This is a genomic window from Pseudomonas mangrovi, assembly GCF_003052585.1.
GTDB lineage: Bacteria > Pseudomonadota > Gammaproteobacteria > Pseudomonadales > Pseudomonadaceae > Aquipseudomonas > Aquipseudomonas mangrovi.
This window is the reverse complement of the sequence record NZ_QASN01000020.1, coordinates 111,183-130,535: the sequence shown is the minus strand read 5'-3', so window position 1 is coordinate 130,535 and position 19,353 is coordinate 111,183. Positions and strand designations below refer to the sequence as shown.

The window sequence follows — 19,353 nt, the reverse complement described above, 5'->3', positions numbered from 1 at the left end:
CTCCAGATCCGTCATTCGCCGATGCTGATCTTCAGCCCGGCGGCAATCGCAAAGGGCGCCAGCGTCACTGCCAGGGCAGTCAGACTGGCCATCCACAGCAGCTGTCCCGCTGCAGGCAGCCCCTGCAGGCTGGCCTGCAGGGCGCCGGTTCCCAGAATCAGTACCGGTATGTACAGCGGCAGGATCAGCAGCGCCAGCAGCAACCCGCCGCGCTTGAGTCCTACCGTCAGCGCCGCCCCGACTGCTCCGAGCAGGCTCAGCACCGGCGTACCGAGCAGCAGCGACACCAGCAGGACCGGCACGCAGTGCGCCGGCAGCCCCAGCATCAGTGCCAGCAGGGGCGACAGCAGCACCAGTGCCAGACCGCTGAACAGCCAGTGCGCAACCACCTTGGCCAGGACCAGCAGGGACAACGGATGAGGCGAAACCACCCATTGTTCCAGCGAGCCATCCTCGAAGTCGCTGCGGAACAGACCATCGAGCGACAACAGCACCGCAAGCAAGGCGGCAACCCACAACAACCCCGGCGAGAGATTGCGCAACTGCTGGCTCTCGGGACCTACGGCCAGCGGAAACAGAGCGATCACCACGGCGAAGAACACCAGTGGATTGGCCAGTTCCGCAGGCCGGCGAAACAGCAGACGCGCCTCGCGCACGAGCAGCAGAGTAAAGACGTTGCTCATGCCCGGCGCTGCCCCAGATCAAGTTCGCGATAACCGGCCGGCAGGTGCGCCAGGCTGTGATGGGTGGTCAGTACCACCAGGCCGCCGGCCTCGCAGTGATCGGCCAGATGTCGCTCCAGCTCCGCCACGCCCTGCTTGTCCAGGGCGGTGAATGGCTCGTCGAGTATCCACAACGGCGGCGGGTCGAGATGCAGGCGGGCCAGCGCCACGCGCCGCTGCTGACCGGCAGACAGGGTATGACAGGGCACATCCTCGAACCCCCGCAGGCCGACAGCGGCCAGCGCGGCACGTATGTCTTCCAGGCTTGCCGGACGATGCAGCGCGCACAGCCAGGCGAGATTTTCCTCGGCAGTCAGCAGCCCCTTGATGCCCGCCGCGTGCCCGATCCAGAGCATACGACGGGCCAGCTCGTCACGCTGGCGCGTCAGCGCGACGCCCTGCAGCAGGATCTCGCCCGAGGTCGGCTGCATCAGCCCGCAAAGAAGGCGCAACAGGCTGGTCTTGCCGCTGCCGTTGGGCCCGGCGACCTGCAACATTTCGCCGGCACAGAGCTGAAGATCGAGCCCCTCGAAGAGCATGCGCCAATCTCTTTCGCAACTTAGCGCCTGGGTTTCAAGGACGGGGCTGATCAAAAGCTACCTGCTGGGAAGGTTCAAGTCCGGAGGTGGCTGGCCGCTATACTGACGCAGTTGAAATCAGGGCCGAACCGATTGGGGCGGCATTATACATGCCCAGTTCACGCCTCAAGCGGGGCGTTTTCGACAGGTTGTAAGCATGGCCGAAATCAGCAGCGCGCGCCCCGCAACACCGCCTTCCGCGCCAGCGCGACCGGTTGTCGCACCCGTGGAAATGGCACTCAAACTGCTCCAGCCGCTGGACGGACTGTTGTCCTCGGGAGAGACCGCACGCGCCGAAGTGGTCGCCATTCGCGAGCAGGCGCAGCAGTTCCAGCTGCTCCTGCGCCTGACCCTGGACAACGGTCGCCAGGCCAGCCTCACGGCAAGCAGCAACAAGCCGGTGGATCAGGGCAGCGCATTGCTAGTCACCGCTCTTTCCGACACCCGCCTGCTAGCCGCACTGCAGCCCCAGGGCAAGTCTGGCGGTATGCCGCTGACCAGTATCGACCTGCAGCAGGTGCCTATCGGTACGTTGCTGCAAGGCAAGGTAGAGTCGAGTCAGACCATTGCCCAGCTCAAGGCCGGCCAGACTGTCCAGCAGGTAATTCTGACCTTGCTGAACACGCCCCTGGCAGGCAAGCAGCTGACCATCGAGACACCACTGCAATTGCCCTCCGGCAGCCTGGTCAGCGCTCAGGTGCAGGGCCATCAGACGCTGTCCTTCATACCGCTGGGCAACCGCCTGGACCTGCTGGAGCTCAATCATCAGCTTTCCGGTCAGTCCGCACGCCAAGGCTCGCTTGAGGGGCTGTTCGGTCTGATGCAGAACATACGCGGCGGCGGCAATCTGCCCGAGGGCTTGCGCGGAGCCATCGAGCGTCTGCTCGCCGGGCTCCCTGAGGCGACCCAGTTGAGCACCGCAAAAGGGCTGGCCCAGGCCATGTCCGACAGCGGCGGCCTGCTCGAAGCCAAGCTACTGGCAGGACAGACCGCGGCCCTGACCACCGACCTCAAGGCCAATCTGCTGCGCCTGGTCGGCCAGTTGCTACCCAACCTGCCCGGTGCGCTGCCAACCGCCAGTGCCAGTGCTCAGAACGTCGCCCTCGCCCTGCCCGCTCTGCTACGGGAAGCGCTCGGCCAGCAGCGTCAGCAGGCGGCAAGCTTTCCTCTGCCGTCACGCCTGCTGAACTCGCTCGACGGCGAAGCTGATCTGGAAACCCTGCTCAAGCTCGCCGCAGCGGCGATATCGAGACTGCAGACTCATCAGTTGTCGAGCCTGGCGCAGACCCAGACCACCGCCGAAGGCAATCTGCTGACGACCTGGCAGATGGAAATCCCGATGCGCGACCAGCAGCAGATGGTTGCCCTGCAACTCAAGGTCCAGTCGGAAGAACAGCCGGACAAGGAACGCAGGGAACAAAGCGAAACGCTCTGGCGGGTGGACCTGGCCTTCGATCTGGACCCTCTGGGACCGCTGCAGGTGCAGGCACAGTTGCTGCGCGGAAGTCTCTCCAGCCAGTTCTGGGCCGAACGCGGCGAAACCGCCGCGCTCATCAGTCACGAACTGACCCACCTGCGCGAGCGACTGCAGGCCAGCGGCCTGGAAGTAGGCGAGCTGGCCTGCCGTCAGGGGATGCCGCCACGCGGCCCGCGCACAGGACTTGAACAGCGCTGGGTGGACGAAACCGCATGAAGAGAAAGGCACCACCACGCCAGGCGATCGCGCTCAGCTACGATGGCCGCAGCGCGCCAGCTGTGACAGCAAAGGGTGACGACGAGCTGGCCGAGGCAATCCTGGCCATCGCCCGCGAATACGAAGTACCGATCTACGAGAACGCCGAACTGGTCAAGCTGCTGGCGCGACTGGAGTTGGGGGATGCCATTCCCGAGGCGCTCTACCGGACCATCGCCGAGATCATCGCCTTTGCCTGGCACCTCAAAGGCAAGGCGCCTGCAGGGTTCGAGCAGCAGGAGGGAGAGCGGGAGGTAGCGCCACCGCTACCCCTGCTCGAGAGTCCGCGAAGGAGCAGAGCACGGGAGTAGCCCCGTCTCGAACAGCCGCAAGACTCGGCAGAGCGGATTCAGGAACGCTGCTTGCTCTGATTGAGTTTGGCGACCAGCTCCGCCTCGGCTCGACTCAGTCCGCAGGACTGGGTTAGATCGTCGACACTGGCACCCATTCCGACCAGCCGCGCGGCCTGGGTGAACGACAGACTGGAAGGATCACGCTGCTCCATCTGACTAAGCTTGTCCGGCAGCGGCGCCACGGTGCGCCGCACTTCCTGCAGCTCTTCGCCCATGCGGATGCTGCCGGTCAGATAGGCATCGAGACGCTTGGCCAGCTCGCGAATACGCTGATCCCTGGCGGCATCCCGCTCGGCCTGCAGCAGCGCCTGACGGCGCTGATTGGAAGACAGCCAGAAACAGAACGCCGTCTGCAGCAGACAGAGGACGCAAAGTACTCCAAGCAGAATCGCTGCCAGATCGAGCATGACTCAGATGCTCTCCAACTCCGACCATTCCTCTTCGCTCATCATCTTGTCCAGCTCGACCAGGATGAGCAGCTCGCCGTTCTTGTTGCACACGCCCTGGATGAACTTGGCCGACTCGTCGTTGCCGACATTCGGCGCGGTTTCGATTTCCGACTGGCGCAAGTAGACGACCTCAGCGACGCTGTCGACCATGATCCCGACCACCTGCTTGTCCGCCTCGATGATGACGATGCGGGTGTTGTCGGTCACGGCGGCCGAGTCCAGACCGAATCGCTGGCGCGTGTCGATCACCGTCACCACGTTGCCGCGCAGATTGATGATTCCCAGAACATAACTGGGCGCTCCGGGCACCGGCGCGATCTCGGTGTAGCGCAGGACTTCCTGCACCTGCATGACATTGATCCCGTAGGTTTCATTGTCGAGTCGGAAGGTGACCCACTGAAGGATCGGATCCTCGGCACCCTGTGCTGACTTGTTCTTCATGTCCCAGCCTCGTCATAAAACCGCAACGCGCGGCATTTGCGGGAATATCCCGTCGTTATCACTATAGCGCCGGCTCGCGCCAGCGCATGCAACCTCAGGCGCGGCGCGCACCCTTGGCGATCAGTTCGGCCAGCGCCCTGACGTCGAGCAATGCGCACATGTGTTCTATCACGGTCCCAGCCAGCCAGGGGCGCTGACTGCGTTCTCCACGCCACTTGACCTCGGAAGGATCAAGCCGGATCGAGCGATTGACCTGATGCACTGCCAGCCCCCACTCGAAGCCTTCCACCGAAATCACGTACTGCAGCCCCTCGCGAAACTCTTCCCGATAGCGGTCGGCGAGAACCCAGCGCGCGGTATCCAGAACGCGCAGATTGCCGGACTGGCAAGGCAGAAGCCCGAGAAACCAGTCCGGCTGACCGAACAACGGAGTGAGCTCATGCCCCTCCAGCGGATAGATGGTACCCAGACTGACCAGCGGTACCGCGAGGGTGAGTCCGGCGACATCGAACAACAGGCACTCGAATGGCTGCCTGGACCAGTCCGGTTGCGCCTGGACCGGTGCTTGCACCGGCACGACGGGCTCGGCAGGCACCACTTCGGCAATGCGGACCTCGGCGGCAACAGGGGCCGGCGCAACGACCGGCTGCACCGGCGGCGCCTCTACCGGCATCGGCGCACTGATGGTCTTCAGAACTCGCGGCTGCGCCGTCGGCAACTCCTGCAGCAGACGCGCGCTGCTACGCGCGTCGCGCTGCTGCTCCTCGAGCACCGCGCGCTGAAATTCGTCCATCTCCGCGGCGACAGTACCCTGCAGATCGCTGAACGCGTCCTGCAACAGCGCGTCCAGATAGCTCTGGAGCGCCTGTTGCGGACGGGTTTCACTGAGGGTACTGCGGCTCATTTGGTTGACTCGATGAAATGCATTGCGTGAATTATCGGCAGCAGCGCCGCTCTACTTGAATCCTCAGGCAACCTGCGCGGCCTGCTGGCCGAGCAGGTGCTTGAGCAGGGCACGATACGCCAGAACACCACGACTGCCGCCATCGAACTGCGACGGCACCTGCCCTGCCCGACTCGCATCGCGCAGACGGGTGTCGACCGGCACGTAGGCGGGCCAGAGATGCTCGGGATAGCTGCTGCGCAGCAGCCGCAGCGTGGACATGGAAGCCTGGGTCCGACGGTCGAACAGGGTCGGCACTATGGTATAGGGCAACGCCTGGCGTCGGGAGCGGTTGATCATCGCCAGTGTACTGACCATCCGTTCAAGTCCCTTGACCGCGAGAAACTCGGTCTGCACCGGGATGACCAGATGCTGACTGGCAGCCAGCGCGTTGACCATGAGCACGCCAAGCAGTGGCGGACTGTCGATTATCGCGTGGTCGAAATCCTGCCAGAGCTGCGCCAGCGCTTTGGCAACGACCAGTCCCAACCCACTCTGGCCCGGCGACTGCCGCTCCAGCGTGGCCAGCACCGTACTGGCAGGAAGCAGATGGATGCGTTCGTGACTGGTCTTGACCAGCAGCTGTCGGGGCAGCCCGCTAGGGACCTCGCCCTGATGCTGAAAAAGGTCGAAAACACCGTGCTCGAGGCTGTCGGGATCATGCCCGAAATAGCTGGTCATCGAACCATGCGGATCGAGATCGACGAGCAGCACACGTTTGCCAGCGTCTGCCAACAGACCCGCCAGTGCAATGCTCGTGGTGGTCTTGCCGACACCGCCCTTCTGATTGGCGACTGCCCAGACTCTCATGCTCTCAATCCTCGCGGTACGCTGCTGCGCAACCAGCCCGATGCCGCGTCTCGGCAATTCGAGGCGCGTGAAATGTGAACGACGCATCCCTGACGGCGGCGTCTGCTGAACAGGCGCCTCTGCAGGTTGCATGCCAGCGCCATGCTCATTGTCCGCTAGCCGCGCGCGAGGCAGGGTTGGCACTGCGGCGCACGTCAAGATTGCGCGAGACGACCAATACCACCCTGCGATTCGTCGCTCGCCCTTCAGCGCTGGCGTTATCGGCAATCGGCTGGAACTCACCATAACCGACCGCCGCCAGCCGCCGCGGGCTCACGCCATCCATCGCCAGCATGCGCACGATGCTCGCCGCACGCGCAGATGAGAGTTCCCAGTTGGTCGGGTATTGGGCGGTATTGATGGGGAGATTATCGGTGAACCCTTCGACCTGGATCGGGTTCTCATACGGCGACAGAATCTTGGCGATTTTTTCGATAATGGCGAACGCGGAGTCCTGCGGCAGCGCGTCGCCACTGGGAAACAGGAGGCTGGACTTCAATTCGATCTCGATCCACATCTCGTTGCCGCGGACCGTCAACTGCTGGGAGTCGATCAGATCACCAAAGCTGTCGCGCACGCTGGCGGCAATCTGTTCCAGGGGATCGACTACCAGATCGGACGCCTGGTTGTTCTGATCCAGGTTGAGCTCCCCTTCGGCAGCATGCGCCCGAGGGCGTTCGTCACCGATATTGATCGGCTTGAACGAGCGATCGGGCTGATTGAAAACACCATCGAGCGATTCGGAAAATATCCGATACTTGCCTTCATTGATCGAGGAGATCGAATACATCACCACGAAAAACGCGAACAGCAGCGTGATGAAATCAGCGTACGAGACCAGCCAACGCTCGTGGTTCTCGTGCTCTTCGTGGTGGCGCCGGCGCATGGTCAGTCCATGAAGCCCTGAAGCTTCAGTTCGATGGAGCGAGGGTTCTCACCCTCGGCAATGGACAGAATGCCTTCGAGCAGCATTTCCCGATAACGCGACTGGCGCATCGCGATGCTCTTGAGCTTGGCACCCACCGGCAGCAGCAGCAGATTCGCGAAACCGACGCCATAGATGGTGGCGACGAACGCGACGGCGATACCGCTGCCCAGCATGCTCGGATCGGCGAGATTGCCCATCACGTGGATCAGCCCCATCACCGCGCCGATGATGCCGATGGTCGGGGCATAGCCGCCCATGCACTCGAATACCTTCGCCGCCTGGATATCGCGGCCTTCCTGAGTCAGCAGATCGACTTCGAGAATGCTGCGAATCGACTCCGGCTCGGCGCCGTCCACCAGCAGTTGCAGCCCCTTGCGCGCATAGCTGTCCGGCTCGGCTTCAGCCACCGGCTCAAGGCCCAGCAACCCCTCCTTGCGCGCCGTCATGCTCCAGCCGACGACCCGATCGATACCACCGGCCAGATCAATCCGTGGCGGAAAGAAGATCCAGCGCAGCACCGCCAGCGCTCGCTTGAAGACGCTCAGGGGGGTCTGCAGAAATGCCGCACCCAGGGTTCCGCCAATCACGATCAGTGCCGCCGGACCATTCATCAGGGCGCCAGCATGTCCGCCCTCGAGATAGTTGCCGCCCAGTATCGCGATGAACGCGAGAATGATCCCGATGAGGCTGAGTACATCCATCAGCTGCAGGCCTCGACCAAGTGGCGGCCGATATCGTCCAGGCCATACACCGCATCAGCCAGATTGGCCTTGACGATCGCCATCGGCATTCCGTAGATCACACAGCTGGCTTCGTCCTGGGCCCAGACCTGGCTTCCGCTCTGCTTGAGCAGGCGCGCGCCCTCGCGGCCATCAGCACCCATGCCGGTCAGAACCACGGCAAGCACCTTGTCGTTGAACGATTTGGCCGCTGAACCGAAGGTGATGTCGACACAGGGCTTGTAGTTGAGCCGTTCGTCCCCCGGCAGGATCTTCACGCTACCACGGCCGTCGATCATCATCTGCTTGCCGCCTGGCGCCAGTAGCGCAAGGCCGGGGCGCAGCAGGTCGCCGTCCTCGGCTTCCTTGACGCGAATCTTGCACAGTTTGTCGAGCCGCTCGGCAAAGGCCTTGGTAAAGGCTGCGGGCATGTGCTGAATGAGCACCAGCGGCGCCGGGAAGGACCCAGGCAGCTGGGTGAGAACCCGCTGCAACGCAACCGGACCGCCCGTGGACGTGCCGATCGCGACCAGCTTGTAGCTCTTGCGCTTGGGCGCAGCGCTTGCCGCCGTATGGGCAGGTCGACTCGGGGCTACCGGAGCGGAAGATGCGTGGGCGCTCGGCGCGGCGGCGGGCGAATTGCCCGGAGCACTGAAGCCGCTGTAGCGCCGGTTGCTGCGGGAAATGGTATGGACCTTCTCACAGAGCAGCTGGCGTACCTTGTCCGGGTTGCGGGAAATTTCCTCGAAGTTCTTCGGCAGGTAGTCGACCGCCCCGGCGTCGAGTGCGTCAAGCGTCACCCTGGCGCCTTCATGTGTCAGCGAGGAGAACATCAATACCGGAGTCGGGCAGCGCTGCATGATGTGCCGAACTGCCGTGATGCCGTCCATCATCGGCATCTCGTAATCCATGGTGATGACGTCCGGCTTCAGAGCCAGCGCCTGATCGATGGCTTCACGACCATTGGTCGCAGTCCCAACCACCTGAATATTCGGGTCGGCAGACAGAATTTCCGAGACTCGCCGGCGAAAGAAGCCGGAATCGTCCACGACCAGGACCTTGACAGCCATACACACTCCTAAACGAAGCCGGCCGCTCTGGGGCCGGCTCGCAATTGAATCAGATCCGTCGCGCGTAACGTTTGAGCATGCTCGGAACGTCGAGGATCAAAGCGATGCGACCGTCACCGGTGATGGTCGCACCGGACATGCCTGGAGTGCCTTGCAACATCTTGCCCAGTGGCTTGATTACCACCTCTTCCTGCCCGACCAGTTGATCGACGACAAAACCTATTCGCTGATTGCCCACCGAGAGGATGACCACATGCCCCTCGCGCTGCTCTTCGTGAGCCGCCTCGCGAATCAGCCAGCGCTTGAGATAGAACAGCGGCAATGCCTTGTCGCGCACGATCACCACCTCCTGCCCGTCCACCACATTGGTGCGCGACAGATCCAGATGGAAGATTTCGTTGACGCTGACCAGCGGGAAAGCGAAAGCCTGATTGGCCAGCATCACCATCAGCGTCGGCATGATTGCCAGGGTCAACGGCACCTTGATGACGATACGCGACCCCTGCCCCTTGTTGGAGAAGACGTTCACGGTGCCATTGAGCTGGGAAATCTTGGTCTTGACCACGTCCATCCCGACGCCGCGGCCGGACACGTCGGAAATTTCGGTCTTGGTGGAAAAACCGGGGGCAAAGATCAGGTTGTAGCACTCCAAATCGGTCAACCGATCCGCCGCGTCCTTGTCCAGCAGGCCCTTCTCCACAGCCTTGGCCCGCAGGACGTCCGCGTCCATGCCTTTGCCATCATCGGTGATCATCAGCAGGATGTGGTCGCCTTCCTGCTCAGCCGAAAGCACCACGCGACCGATACGCTGCTTGCCTTCTGCTTCGCGCTCCTCGGGAGACTCGATGCCGTGGTCAACGGCATTGCGTACCAGGTGGACCAACGGGTCGGCTAACGCCTCGACCAGGTTCTTGTCGAGATCAGTCTCTTCCCCGACCAGCTCCAGGTTGATTTCCTTCTTGAGCGTCCGAGCAAGGTCTCGCACCAGTCGCGGAAAGCGACCGAAGACCTTCTTGATCGGCTGCATGCGGGTCTTCATTACTGCCGTTTGCAGATCACCCGTCACCACGTCCAGATTGGAAACCGCCTTGGCCATGGCTTCGTCACTGCTGTTCAGGCCCAGACGAACCAGACGGTTGCGTACCAGCACCAGCTCGCCAACCATGTTCATGATCTCATCCAGCCGCGCGGTATCGACCCGAACGGTGGTTTCCGCCTCGCTGACCGCCGCGCCGCCGCCTGCAGCGGGAGGGGCAGCAGGTGCTCGCGGTGCGGAGTCTTTCTTTGCAGCAGGCGCTGCGGGCGCAGCGGCAGGTGTCGCAGGCGGCACGACCGCTTTGCTCGCCGGTGCCGCTTTTTTGGCAGTTACCTCAGCGGCAGGCGCAGCAGGCGGCTCGACGAACTTGCCCTTGCCGTGAAGCTGGTCCAGCAAGGCTTCGAACTCGTCGTCGGTAATTTCGTCGGACGATGCAGGCGCAGCGGACACAGCGGGAGCCGAAGTTGCCTGCGGTTCCGCCGCTACCGCGAACTTGCCCTTTCCATGCAACTGATCCAGTAGTGATTCGAATTCATCATCGCTTATCTCGTCGGAGCCGGCGGCCGCCGGACTGACTTCAACCGAAGGCGCTGAAGCAGGCGTACCCGCCGCAGGCGCTTCGAATTTACCCTTGCCGTGGAGCTGATCCAGCAGCGCTTCGAACTCGTCGTCGCTGATCTCGTCAGACGCCGCGGCAGGCGCGGCAGGCTCAGCTTCATCGAGCGCATCCAGCAGTTTCTCGAACTCGCTGTCGGTGATATCACCAGATACCGGCTGCTGGGGCTGCGCGCTCTGGGGTGCAGGTGCAGGCTCAGGCTCAGGCTTGGGCTCGGCGACTGGTTCCGCGGCGCCGGCAGGCTCAGCGAGACGCGCCAGGGCAGCCAGCAGCTCTGCGGAAGCGGGCGTGGGTTCGGCACGTTCACGCACCTGGCTGAACATGCCGTTGACGGCATCCAGCGCCTCGAGCACGACATCCATGAGCTCCGAGTCCACCCGACGCTCCCCCTTGCGCAGGATGTCGAAGACGTTCTCGGCGATGTGGCAGCACTCTACCAGCTCGTTCAGCTGCAGGAAGCCTGCCCCGCCCTTGACCGTGTGGAAGCCCCGAAAGATGGCGTTGAGCAGATCCATGTCGTCAGGCCGGCTTTCCAGCTCGACCAACTGCTCGGACAACTGTTCGAGAATCTCGCCGGCCTCAACCAGGAAGTCCTGGAGGATTTCTTCATCGGCGCCGAAGCTCATGCGTGTACTCCCTAGAATCCAAGGCTGGACAACAGATCGTCGACATCGTCCTGACCAGCGACCACGTCTTCCCGTTTATCGGCATTGATCTGCGGACCTTCACCCCGGGAAGGCTGTTTTTGTTCTTCACGCTCGGCATGGATGGAATTCAGGTCGTGCTCGATGCCAGCGAAGCGGTCGACGTTGCTCGCCATCAGCACCAGCTTGAGGAGATTGCTCTCGACATCGGTGACCAGTTTGGTCACGCGTTTGATCACCTGGCCCGTAAGATCCTGGAAGTCCTGCGCCAAGAGAATGTCATTCAGATTGGCGGACAACTTGCCGTTGTCACGCTCGCTGCGGGCGAGAAACAGCTCGATTCGCTTGGCCAGCTCGCGAAAGCTCTCCGCGCTCATCTCGCGGCGCATGAAACGCCCCCACTCCACACTCAATTGACGAGCCTCGCCGCTGAGATCATTGACCATGGGAGCACTCTGCTCGACCAGGTCCATGGTGCGGTTAGCTGCACGCTCGGTCATCTGCACGACATAGTCGAGACGCTCTGTCGCGTCGGCGATCTCGGATATTTCCTGCGCGTGCGGGACCCTCGGGTCCAGCTTGAAGTCGACAATGGAGTTGTGCAGCTCGCGCGTCAGCTTGCCGACCTCCAGATAGAGGCCACGGTCACGCGCCTTGTTCAGCTCGTGGATCAGCTGAACCGCATCGCCGAATTTACCTTGTTCAAGGCTGGCGAGCAGTGCTTGCGCGTGGGTCTTCAGGGACGACTCGAGTTCGTCCATTGGTGAATCCTTGTGATCCATAGCGCCCTCGCGGCGAACATCAGCCGTTAACCCGCTCGAAGATCTTCTCGATCTTTTCCTTCAGCACCTGGGCAGTGAAGGGCTTGACCACGTAGCCGTTCACGCCGGCCTGTGCGGCCTCGATGATTTGATCGCGCTTGGCCTCTGCGGTCACCATCAGCACCGGCAGCAGCTTCAGACGCTCGTCCGCCCGCACAGCGCGTAGCAGGTCGATGCCGGTCATCCCGGGCATGTTCCAGTCGGTGACCAGAAAATCGAAGTTGCCGCTTTGCAGCATGGGCAAGGCCGTGGTGCCGTCATCGGCCTCAGCAGTGTTGGTAAAGCCCAGATCGCGCAAGAGGTTCTTGATGATCCGTCGCATCGTCGAAAAATCGTCAACGATGAGAATTTTCATGTTTTTGTCCAAGTCGACCTCCATACAGTCCCAAGCGCGCTACTTCTCCGAGCGCGCCTTTCAATCGTGGAAACGGCGTTGTCGTCAGCGTGCCCGCCACTCGCCCAGACGTGCACGCAGACGTGCAGCACACTGGCTATGCAACTGGCTGACCCGCGACTCGCTGACCCCTAGTACCTCGCCGATCTCCTTGAGATTCAGCTCTTCGTCGTAATACAACGCCAGAACCAGCCGCTCGCGCTCAGGCAGATTGGAGATAGCGTCAGCCAAGGCTGCCTGAAATCGCTCGGTTTCCAGATCACGGGATGGTTCCAGCTGCGTAACGCCGTGTTCCTGATGCAGACCTGCATGTTCGCCATCCTGAAGGAGGTCGTCGAAACTGAACAAGCGGCTGCCCAAGGTGTCGCCCAGAATGCCGTAGTAATCTTCGAGACTCAATTGGAGTTCGGCCGCAACCTCCTGATCTTTAGCGTCTCTTCCAGTTCGAGCCTCTACTCGACGGATCGCCTCACTGACCATCCGGCTATTGCGGTGGACCGAGCGCGGCGCCCAGTCGCCCTTGCGTACCTCGTCGAGCATTGAGCCGCGTATGCGAATGCCGGCGAAGGTCTCGAAGCTGGCCCCCTTGCTGGCGTCGTATTTCTTGGAAGCCTCGAGCAGGCCGATCATGCCGGCCTGCATCAGATCCTCGACCTGAACACTGGCGGGTAGACGGGCCAGCAGATGGTAGGCGATGCGCTTGACCAGAGGCGCGTAACGCTCGATCAGTTGGTGCTGGGAGTCCTGCGCCTGTGCCTTGCTGTACATATGCAGTCCACTCGCTGGTGTCATGCGCCGGATTCCACAGCAGGCTGTTTCACCAGACGCTCGACGAAGAATTCGAGATGTCCGCGCGGGTTGGCCGGCAACGGCCAGGTATCGACCTTCTGCGCGATGGCCTTGAACGCCAACGAGCATTTGGACCGAGGGAATGCCTCGTAGACCGCACGCTGTTTCTGTACTGCCTTGCGTACAGACTCGTCATATGGAATGGCACCCACGTACTGCAGGGCCACATCCAGAAAGCGATCCGTAACCTTGGTCAGCTTAGCAAACAGGTTGCGCCCCTCCTGGGGACTGTGCGCCATGTTCGCCAGAACCCGGAACCGCGTGATGCCATGGTCCCGGTTGAGCAGCTTGATCAGCGCATAGGCGTCGGTAATAGAGGTGGGTTCGTCGCAGACCACCACCAGCACTTCCTGGGCTGCGCGCACGAAGCTAACCACCGCATCGCCGATTCCGGCCGCAGTGTCGACGATGAGCACGTCAAGGTTTTCACTGATGTCACTGAATGCCTGGATCAGGCCGGCATGCTGCATGGGGGTCAACTGCACCATGCTCTGGGTGCCCGATGCGGCCGGCACGACGCGAATGCCGCCCGGCCCCTGGATGAGCACATCGCGCATGTCGCAGTCACCGCTGATCACGTCGGCCAGCGTCTTCTTGGGCGTCAGACCCAGCAGGACGTCAACATTCGCCAGCCCAAGGTCGGCATCCATGAGCATCACCCGGCGCCCCAGGTCTGCCAGGGCCAGCGCCAGATTGACTGATACGTTGGTCTTGCCGACGCCACCCTTGCCGCCGGTCACCGCGATCACCTGTACGGGATGCATACCCATGTTCTCTACACCTTCTGACTGCTAACGGGAGGCGATCGAAACCTTGCGCCACCACCTTGCAAAATCGTAGCGCGGGGAATTACCCGGCTAACCGACGCGACGCGTCGAACCCTGATACAGACCGGCAAACATGTCCGCCATGGTTTCCTCGCTCGGGTCTTCTTCAGCCTGAAGACTTACCGCCCGGCTTACCAACTGATGGCTTCGAGGACGATGCAGGTCTTCTGGAATCCGCGGCCCATCCGCCAGATAGGCTACCGGCAGCTGCTGGCTGATGGCCAGTCCGAGCACTTCTCCCAGATTAACCGCCTCGTCCACCTTGGTCACGATACAGCCCACCAGGCCGCAACGCTTGTATCCATGATAGGCCGCCTTCAGCACCTGAGCCTGGCTGGTCGCAGCCAGAACCAGATAATTGCGAGCCTTGACCCCACGCAGGCTCTCCAGTTGCAGACGCAGTGCCGGGTCGCTCGTCGGAAGACCGGCGGTATCGATCAGCACTACACGCTTGCGCGCCAGCGGAGCGAGCGCCTGGGTCAGGGACTGGCCCGGATCGACCTGGGTGACCGACACATTGAGGATACGCCCCAGCGTCTTCAGTTGCTCCTGGGCGCCGATGCGGAAACTGTCGAGGCTAACCAGCGCAACGTTCTGCGCGCCGTACTGCAACACGTAGCGCGCGGCCATCTTGGCCAGCGTCGTGGTCTTGCCCATGCCAGCAGGGCCCACCAGAGCGATCAAGCCGCCCTCCTCCAGCGGGTCCTGCTCGGGAGTCTTCAGCGCATGCGCCAGATGCGCCAGCAGCATCCGCCACGTCTGGCGCGGTTCGGCAACACCGGAGACGCGCGCCAGCAGGGCCTGGGAAATTTCCGCGGAGAAGCCCATCCGTTGCAGGCGCTTCCAGAGATTTGCCTGCTGCGGCTGACGATCCTGCATCTGCCCCCAGGCCATGGATCCCAACTGCACTTCGATCAGCTCGCGCAAGCCATGCAACTCGGAACGCATCGCAGCCAGGGCACGCTGATCAGTCGAGGATTCGCCAGCAACAGATGCCTGAACAGCCTGCGCGGGCTGGGCCGGACGCTGCGGCTCGCGCTCGCGCAGCGACTGGGCCAGCGTCGGGCTGGCGACTTCGGCGTGCGCAGCAGCGATTCGCGCCTGAGTCTTGCGCAATTCGAGCTCAAGCTCCGGATTCGGCTGGCGTGCCGGGGACGCAGGCATTTCGTAGTCCAGCGCAGCGGTCAGCTCAACACCGCCGGCAACCCGGCGCGTACCGATGATGGATGCGTCGGCACCCAACTCATCACGGACCAACTTCATGGCTTGGCGCATATCGGCGGCAAAAAAGCGTTTGACTTGCATGGCCTATGGACCTCAGTTCTGTCCCACGGTGGCGACGATGGTGACCTGCTTGTTGTCCGGTATCTCCTGGTAGGCCAGCACATGCATGCTTGGCACCGCCAGACGCGCAAAGCGCGAGAGCATCGCCCTGACCGGACCGGCCACCAGCAGAATCGCCGGCTTGCCGAGCATTTCCTGGCGCTGCGCCGCCTCAACCAGAGAACGCTGCAGCTTCTCGGCCATGCCGGGCTCAAGGAGGATTCCATCCTCGGCGCCCTGACCGGCCTTCTGCAGACTGTTTAGCAATATCTGTTCCAACCTTGGCTCAAGGGTTATCACAGGCAGCTCGGGCTCTAGTCCCACAATGCCTTGGACGATGGCGCGAGCCAACGACACCCTCACCGCCGCAACCATCGCGGCGGAATCTTGACTCTTGGGTGCCACGTTCGCGATCGCTTCGGCAATGGTGCGGATATCCCTGACCGGGACCTGTTCCTGCAACAGCGACTGCAGAACCTTGAGCAGGGTCGACAGCGAGATCAGTCCCGGCACCAGCTCCTCGGCCAGTTTCGGCGAGCTTTTCGCCAGCAACTGCATGAGTTGCTGGACCTCCTCATGCCCCAGCAACTCATGAGCGTGCTTGTGCAGAACCTGATTGAGATGAGTGGCGACCACCGTGCTTGCATCCACCACTGTGTAGCCCAGCGATTGCGCCTGATCGCGCTGGTTGACGTCGATCCACACTGCCTCCAGACCGAATGCGGGATCCTTGGCTGCGATGCCATTGAGCGAGCCGAAAACCTGGCCGGGATTAATTGCCAGCTCGCGATCCGGATAGACCTCGGCCTCGGCCACGCTGACCCCCATCAGGGTCAGGCGATAGGCATTGGGCAGCAGGTCGAGGTTGTCGCGAATGTGCACCGACGGCATGAGAAATCCCATCTCTTGCGACAGTTTCTTGCGTACGCCCTTGATCCGCGCCAGCAGTTGCCCACCCTGATTGCGATCAACCAGAGGAATCAGACGATAGCCCACCTCAAGGCCAACCATATCCACCGGCGTCACGTCGTCCCAGCCCAGCTCCTTGACCTCCTGCACCTTCTGCGCCGGCAGCAGGTCCTGCTGTTTCTGTACCTCGGCCGCTTCTTCCTCCGCGACCTTGCGCTTGCGCATCACGATCCAGTAAGCGCCAGCACCCGCCAGGATGCCGAGGCCGATGAAGGAAACATGTGGCATTCCCGGCACCAGGCCCATGGCGATCAGAATCGCCGAAGCCACGGCGAGGGCCTTGGGCGAGGCGAACATCTGCCGGTTGACCTGGGCACCCATGTCCTCCGAGGTCGAGACACGGGTCACCATGATCGCCGCCGCGGTAGACAGCAGCAGCGAAGGAATCTGCGCCACCAGGCCGTCACCAATCGTCAGCAGGGCGTAGACCTTGCCTGCCTCGGCAAAGCCCATTGAATGCTGGGCAATGCCGATAGCGACACCCCCGATCAGGTTGATGAACAGGATCAGCAGACCGGCGACAGCATCACCTCGCACGAACTTGCTGGCACCGTCCATCGAACCGTAGAAATCGGCTTCCTGGGAAACTTCGCTGCGCCGACGCTTGGCTTCGTTCTGGTCGATGAGTCCGGCGTTCAGGTCGGCATCGATTGCCATCTGTTTGCCGGGCATGGCATCGAGGGTGAAACGCGCGCTGACCTCGGAAATCCGCCCGGCACCCTTGGTCACTACCACGAAGTTGATGATCATCAGGATCGCGAAGACCACCGCGCCAACCACGTAGTTGCCGCCGATGACCACCTCGCCGAATGCCTGGATCACCTTGCCTGCCGCGGCCCCGCCGTCGTGGCCATTGAGCAGTACCACGCGGGTCGAGGCGACGTTCAAGGCAAGCCGCAATAGAGTGGCGACCAGCAGAATGGTGGGGAACACGGCGAAGTCCAGCGGCCGCATTGCATACACGCAAACCAGCAAAACGACGATGGACAGCGCGATATTGAAGGTGAACAGCACGTCCAGCAGAAAGGGCGGGACGGGCAGCATCATCATGCCGAGCATCACCAGCAGCAGGATGGGTACCCCCAGGTTGCCATGGCGCAGACCCGCGAGATTGCTGCGCACGTTGCCGATCATTTGTCCGCGATCCACGCAATGTCTCCCGACTACACAGATTCAATCTTTTGACGTTCACACGCCGCGTGATCGATGCACAGCAAGAACCCGGCCAACGCCCGGCAAGCTTTGCATACGGCAGGATTTGGCTTAGGTTGGCGGGTTCAGATCGGTAGCTGAACCTTTCCCCGAAGGCTCAGTCGCAGACACTGAACCCCTGCAACCCCCAATCACCGCGAAAAGGAAAAACTCATGCGCAAGTGGCTGTTCGTCGCTTTGGCAGGCTGTACCAGCCTGTCTCTCCAGGCCGCCCCTCTCAGCATTGAAATCAATCAGGTCAGCGCCAGTGGCGTTGGTAGCTCGCTGGGGCGGGTAACGATCGAGCAGACGGCATACGGGCTGCTCTTTACGCCGACATTGAAAGGGCTGGAGCCCGGCCTGCACGGCTTTCATGTTCATACCAACCCGAGCTGCGCCCCAGCCGAGAAAGACGGCAAGCCGTCAGCCGCAGAGGGTGCGGGCGGCCACTGGGACCCGGAGAAAACCGGCAAGCATGGCCATCCCTGGGATGACAACGCCCACAAGGGCGACCTTCCGGCGTTGCATGTCGCCACCGATGGCAGTGCTCAGCAGCCGGTGCTGGCGCCGCGCCTGAAAAGCCTGGACGAGATCCGTGGCCACGCGATCATGTTGCACGCCGGCGGCGACAACCACGCAGACCACCCGATGCCACTGGGCGGTGGTGGTGCGCGCATCGCCTGTGGGGTGATCGAGTAAACAAGTCTGCGCCATCGCGGCGGGGGCGCATATCCCGTACCCCGCCGCGTTACATTACTCGTCGCGACGCAGATCGGGCGGAATCGGCAGATCCGGTAGAGCGCCCGGACGCTTGCCTTTGCCAGCCTGGTACTGGCGCAATTGATAGACATAGGCAAGGACCTGCGCCACCGCAAGATAGAGGCCAGCAGGTATCTCGTGATCCACTTCGGTGGAGTAATACACCGCACGCGCAAGTTGCGGCGACTCAAGCAGTATCACTCGGTGCTCCTGGGCAATTTCGCGAATTTTCAGCGCAAGGAAATCGCCGCCCTTGGCAAGCAGCAACGGTGCCCCACCCTTTTCCGGGTCGTACTTGAGCGCCACCGCAAAGTGCGTCGGGTTGGTAATCACCACGTCCGCCGAAGGCACCGATTCCATCATTCGCCGTTCGGCCATTTCACGCTGCAGCTGACGTATGCGTGACTTGACCTCCGGCTTGCCCTCACTGTCCTTGTACTCGTCTCGGACTTCCTGCTTGGTCATCTTCAGCTTCTGCTTGCTGCTCCAGAGCTGGAAAGGAACGTCTACAGCAGCAATCAGAATAAGCCCGCAGGAAAGCCATAAAGCACTCCAGCCAACCAGCACTGCGCTGTGCATGATGGCAGCTTCGAGGGGCTCGTAAGCGATCGAAAGAAGATCGTCCTCCACCGTCGACAACACCACCAGCGCCACGCCCAGCAGTACCACGAACTTGGCTAATGCCTTGCCCAGCTCGGCCAGCGCCTGAGGCGAAAACATGCGTTTGAGCCCCGACAGAGGGCTCATCCGGCTGAATTTTGGCTGCATGGCCTCCGTGGACATCAACCAGCCGCCAAGCGAGATCGGACCGAGAATCGACGCAATCAACAGAATGACCATGAACGGAATCAGTGCAACCAGGGCATGCGTGCCGGAAGCGAGCAGCAGCTTGACCATGGAGCCGTCATCCATCAGCGCTTCGCGGCTGAAGGAAAAGCCGGCACGCATCACATCCATCAGATCGAGCGCTATCTGACCGCCGAACATCAGCGCCGCACCGGCGCCCCCGAGTGTCACAGCGAGTGTGTTGAGTTCGCGCGAGCGGGCAATCTGCCCCTTGCGGCGAGCCTCATCAAGCCGCTTCTGTGTGGGTTCCTCACTGCGATCCTGACCGCTTTCGCTCTCTGCCATGGCTCAGGC

At 62.1% G+C, this 19,353-nt stretch carries 20 protein-coding genes; 3 read left to right on the top strand and 17 right to left on the bottom strand.

Annotated features, from left to right (window positions below):
• Positions 1 to 11 precede the first annotated feature (11 nt).
• Both ccmB and ccmA read right to left on the bottom strand, forming a co-directional pair.
• The gene (gene ccmB / locus DBO85_RS13265; protein ID WP_108107755.1) at positions 12 to 683 is read right to left on the bottom strand and encodes a heme exporter protein CcmB; all 672 of its coding nucleotides are present in this window, start codon (positions 681 to 683) and stop codon (positions 12 to 14) included.
• Positions 680 to 1,315, bottom strand: coding sequence for a cytochrome c biogenesis heme-transporting ATPase CcmA (ccmA, locus tag DBO85_RS13260; protein WP_108107754.1), 636 nt, complete (start codon positions 1,313 to 1,315; stop codon positions 680 to 682). Before ccmA ends, ccmB begins: the two co-directional genes overlap by 4 nt.
• A 142-nt stretch (positions 1,316 to 1,457) precedes the next feature.
• Between ccmA and fliK the strand changes: the two genes are divergently transcribed.
• Both fliK and DBO85_RS13250 read left to right on the top strand, forming a co-directional pair.
• Entirely contained in the window at positions 1,458 to 2,993 is a 1,536-nt protein-coding gene (gene fliK, locus DBO85_RS13255; RefSeq protein ID WP_108107753.1) for a flagellar hook-length control protein FliK, read from the top strand.
• Positions 2,990 to 3,343 (top strand): EscU/YscU/HrcU family type III secretion system export apparatus switch protein, encoded by a 354-nt coding sequence (locus DBO85_RS13250; protein ID WP_108107752.1) that lies wholly within the window; start codon positions 2,990 to 2,992, stop codon positions 3,341 to 3,343. The genes fliK and DBO85_RS13250 overlap by 4 nt, the downstream gene beginning before the upstream one ends.
• A gap of 38 nt (positions 3,344 to 3,381) precedes the next feature.
• Here DBO85_RS13250 and DBO85_RS13245 read toward each other — a convergent pair whose 3' ends face one another.
• From DBO85_RS13245 to flhA, 14 genes are all read right to left on the bottom strand, one after another.
• Positions 3,382 to 3,792 carry a DUF2802 domain-containing protein gene (locus DBO85_RS13245; RefSeq protein ID WP_108107751.1) on the bottom strand — a complete coding sequence of 137 codons (411 nt, stop codon included), beginning with the start codon at positions 3,790 to 3,792 and terminating at the stop codon, positions 3,382 to 3,384.
• Between the two features lie 3 nt (positions 3,793 to 3,795).
• Positions 3,796 to 4,275: a chemotaxis protein CheW gene (locus tag DBO85_RS13240; RefSeq protein WP_108107750.1), complete on the bottom strand. Its 480-nt coding sequence runs from the start codon at positions 4,273 to 4,275 to the stop codon at positions 3,796 to 3,798.
• Positions 4,276 to 4,369: 94 nt separating this feature from the next.
• Complete coding sequence (locus DBO85_RS13235; protein ID WP_108107749.1) at positions 4,370 to 5,179, bottom strand: chemotaxis protein CheW; 810 nt, start codon at positions 5,177 to 5,179, stop codon at positions 4,370 to 4,372.
• A 63-nt stretch (positions 5,180 to 5,242) separates the two neighbouring features.
• Complete coding sequence (locus DBO85_RS13230; RefSeq protein ID WP_108107748.1) at positions 5,243 to 6,028, bottom strand: ParA family protein; 786 nt, start codon at positions 6,026 to 6,028, stop codon at positions 5,243 to 5,245.
• Between the two features lie 145 nt (positions 6,029 to 6,173).
• The gene (gene motD / locus DBO85_RS13225) at positions 6,174 to 6,959 is read right to left on the bottom strand and encodes a flagellar motor protein MotD (protein WP_177429787.1); all 786 of its coding nucleotides are present in this window, start codon (positions 6,957 to 6,959) and stop codon (positions 6,174 to 6,176) included.
• Positions 6,956 to 7,696 carry a flagellar motor protein gene (locus DBO85_RS13220; protein ID WP_108107746.1) on the bottom strand — a complete coding sequence of 247 codons (741 nt, stop codon included), beginning with the start codon at positions 7,694 to 7,696 and terminating at the stop codon, positions 6,956 to 6,958. The genes motD and DBO85_RS13220 overlap by 4 nt, the downstream gene beginning before the upstream one ends.
• Positions 7,696 to 8,784, bottom strand: coding sequence for a protein-glutamate methylesterase/protein-glutamine glutaminase (locus DBO85_RS13215; RefSeq protein ID WP_108107745.1), 1,089 nt, complete (start codon positions 8,782 to 8,784; stop codon positions 7,696 to 7,698). Before DBO85_RS13215 ends, DBO85_RS13220 begins: the two co-directional genes overlap by 1 nt.
• A gap of 49 nt (positions 8,785 to 8,833) precedes the next feature.
• Entirely contained in the window at positions 8,834 to 11,062 is a 2,229-nt protein-coding gene (locus tag DBO85_RS13210) for a chemotaxis protein CheA (protein ID WP_108107744.1), read from the bottom strand.
• 11 nt (positions 11,063 to 11,073) lie between these two features.
• Positions 11,074 to 11,862 (bottom strand): protein phosphatase CheZ, encoded by a 789-nt coding sequence (locus DBO85_RS13205; protein WP_108107743.1) that lies wholly within the window; start codon positions 11,860 to 11,862, stop codon positions 11,074 to 11,076.
• Between the two features lie 19 nt (positions 11,863 to 11,881).
• The gene (locus DBO85_RS13200) at positions 11,882 to 12,256 is read right to left on the bottom strand and encodes a chemotaxis response regulator CheY (RefSeq protein WP_177429786.1); all 375 of its coding nucleotides are present in this window, start codon (positions 12,254 to 12,256) and stop codon (positions 11,882 to 11,884) included.
• Positions 12,257 to 12,340: 84 nt separating this feature from the next.
• Positions 12,341 to 13,087: an RNA polymerase sigma factor FliA gene (gene fliA, locus DBO85_RS13195; RefSeq protein ID WP_108107742.1), complete on the bottom strand. Its 747-nt coding sequence runs from the start codon at positions 13,085 to 13,087 to the stop codon at positions 12,341 to 12,343.
• Positions 13,084 to 13,914, bottom strand: coding sequence for a flagellar synthesis regulator FleN (gene fleN / locus DBO85_RS13190; RefSeq protein ID WP_177429775.1), 831 nt, complete (start codon positions 13,912 to 13,914; stop codon positions 13,084 to 13,086). The genes fliA and fleN overlap by 4 nt, the downstream gene beginning before the upstream one ends.
• 87 nt (positions 13,915 to 14,001) lie before the next feature.
• The gene (gene flhF / locus DBO85_RS13185) at positions 14,002 to 15,276 is read right to left on the bottom strand and encodes a flagellar biosynthesis protein FlhF (RefSeq protein WP_108107740.1); all 1,275 of its coding nucleotides are present in this window, start codon (positions 15,274 to 15,276) and stop codon (positions 14,002 to 14,004) included.
• 12 nt (positions 15,277 to 15,288) lie between these two features.
• Complete coding sequence (flhA, locus tag DBO85_RS13180; RefSeq protein ID WP_108107739.1) at positions 15,289 to 17,412, bottom strand: flagellar biosynthesis protein FlhA; 2,124 nt, start codon at positions 17,410 to 17,412, stop codon at positions 15,289 to 15,291.
• A gap of 216 nt (positions 17,413 to 17,628) precedes the next feature.
• Between flhA and sodC the strand changes: the two genes are divergently transcribed.
• Positions 17,629 to 18,153, top strand: a complete 525-nt coding sequence (gene sodC / locus DBO85_RS13175; RefSeq protein ID WP_108107738.1) for a superoxide dismutase family protein — start codon at positions 17,629 to 17,631, stop codon at positions 18,151 to 18,153.
• Between the two features lie 54 nt (positions 18,154 to 18,207).
• On the opposite strand, the gene flhB is transcribed toward sodC, so the two are convergent.
• Positions 18,208 to 19,344 (bottom strand): flagellar biosynthesis protein FlhB, encoded by a 1,137-nt coding sequence (flhB, locus tag DBO85_RS13170; RefSeq protein WP_108107737.1) that lies wholly within the window; start codon positions 19,342 to 19,344, stop codon positions 18,208 to 18,210.
• Between the last annotated feature and the right edge of the window lie 9 nt (positions 19,345 to 19,353).

What these genes read in the sequence shown, in the direction of transcription:
- ccmB (WP_108107755.1), bottom strand. Translation starts at nt 683, where the DNA reads ATGAGCAACGTCTTTACTCTGCTGCTCGTGCGCGAGGCGCGTCTGCTG.
- fliK (WP_108107753.1), top strand. Translation starts at nt 1,458, where the DNA reads ATGGCCGAAATCAGCAGCGCGCGCCCCGCAACACCGCCTTCCGCGCCA.
- DBO85_RS13250 (WP_108107752.1), top strand. Translation starts at nt 2,990, where the DNA reads ATGAAGAGAAAGGCACCACCACGCCAGGCGATCGCGCTCAGCTACGAT.
- DBO85_RS13245 (WP_108107751.1), bottom strand. Translation starts at nt 3,792, where the DNA reads ATGCTCGATCTGGCAGCGATTCTGCTTGGAGTACTTTGCGTCCTCTGT.
- DBO85_RS13240 (WP_108107750.1), bottom strand. Translation starts at nt 4,275, where the DNA reads ATGAAGAACAAGTCAGCACAGGGTGCCGAGGATCCGATCCTTCAGTGG.
- DBO85_RS13235 (WP_108107749.1), bottom strand. Translation starts at nt 5,179, where the DNA reads ATGAGCCGCAGTACCCTCAGTGAAACCCGTCCGCAACAGGCGCTCCAG.
- DBO85_RS13230 (WP_108107748.1), bottom strand. Translation starts at nt 6,028, where the DNA reads ATGAGAGTCTGGGCAGTCGCCAATCAGAAGGGCGGTGTCGGCAAGACC.
- DBO85_RS13220 (WP_108107746.1), bottom strand. Translation starts at nt 7,696, where the DNA reads ATGGATGTACTCAGCCTCATCGGGATCATTCTCGCGTTCATCGCGATA.
- DBO85_RS13215 (WP_108107745.1), bottom strand. Translation starts at nt 8,784, where the DNA reads ATGGCTGTCAAGGTCCTGGTCGTGGACGATTCCGGCTTCTTTCGCCGG.
- DBO85_RS13210 (WP_108107744.1), bottom strand. Translation starts at nt 11,062, where the DNA reads ATGAGCTTCGGCGCCGATGAAGAAATCCTCCAGGACTTCCTGGTTGAG.
- DBO85_RS13205 (WP_108107743.1), bottom strand. Translation starts at nt 11,862, where the DNA reads ATGGATCACAAGGATTCACCAATGGACGAACTCGAGTCGTCCCTGAAG.
- DBO85_RS13200 (WP_177429786.1), bottom strand. Translation starts at nt 12,256, where the DNA reads ATGAAAATTCTCATCGTTGACGATTTTTCGACGATGCGACGGATCATC.
- fliA (WP_108107742.1), bottom strand. Translation starts at nt 13,087, where the DNA reads ATGACACCAGCGAGTGGACTGCATATGTACAGCAAGGCACAGGCGCAG.
- fleN (WP_177429775.1), bottom strand. Translation starts at nt 13,914, where the DNA reads ATGGGTATGCATCCCGTACAGGTGATCGCGGTGACCGGCGGCAAGGGT.
- flhF (WP_108107740.1), bottom strand. Translation starts at nt 15,276, where the DNA reads ATGCAAGTCAAACGCTTTTTTGCCGCCGATATGCGCCAAGCCATGAAG.
- sodC (WP_108107738.1), top strand. Translation starts at nt 17,629, where the DNA reads ATGCGCAAGTGGCTGTTCGTCGCTTTGGCAGGCTGTACCAGCCTGTCT.
- flhB (WP_108107737.1), bottom strand. Translation starts at nt 19,344, where the DNA reads ATGGCAGAGAGCGAAAGCGGTCAGGATCGCAGTGAGGAACCCACACAG.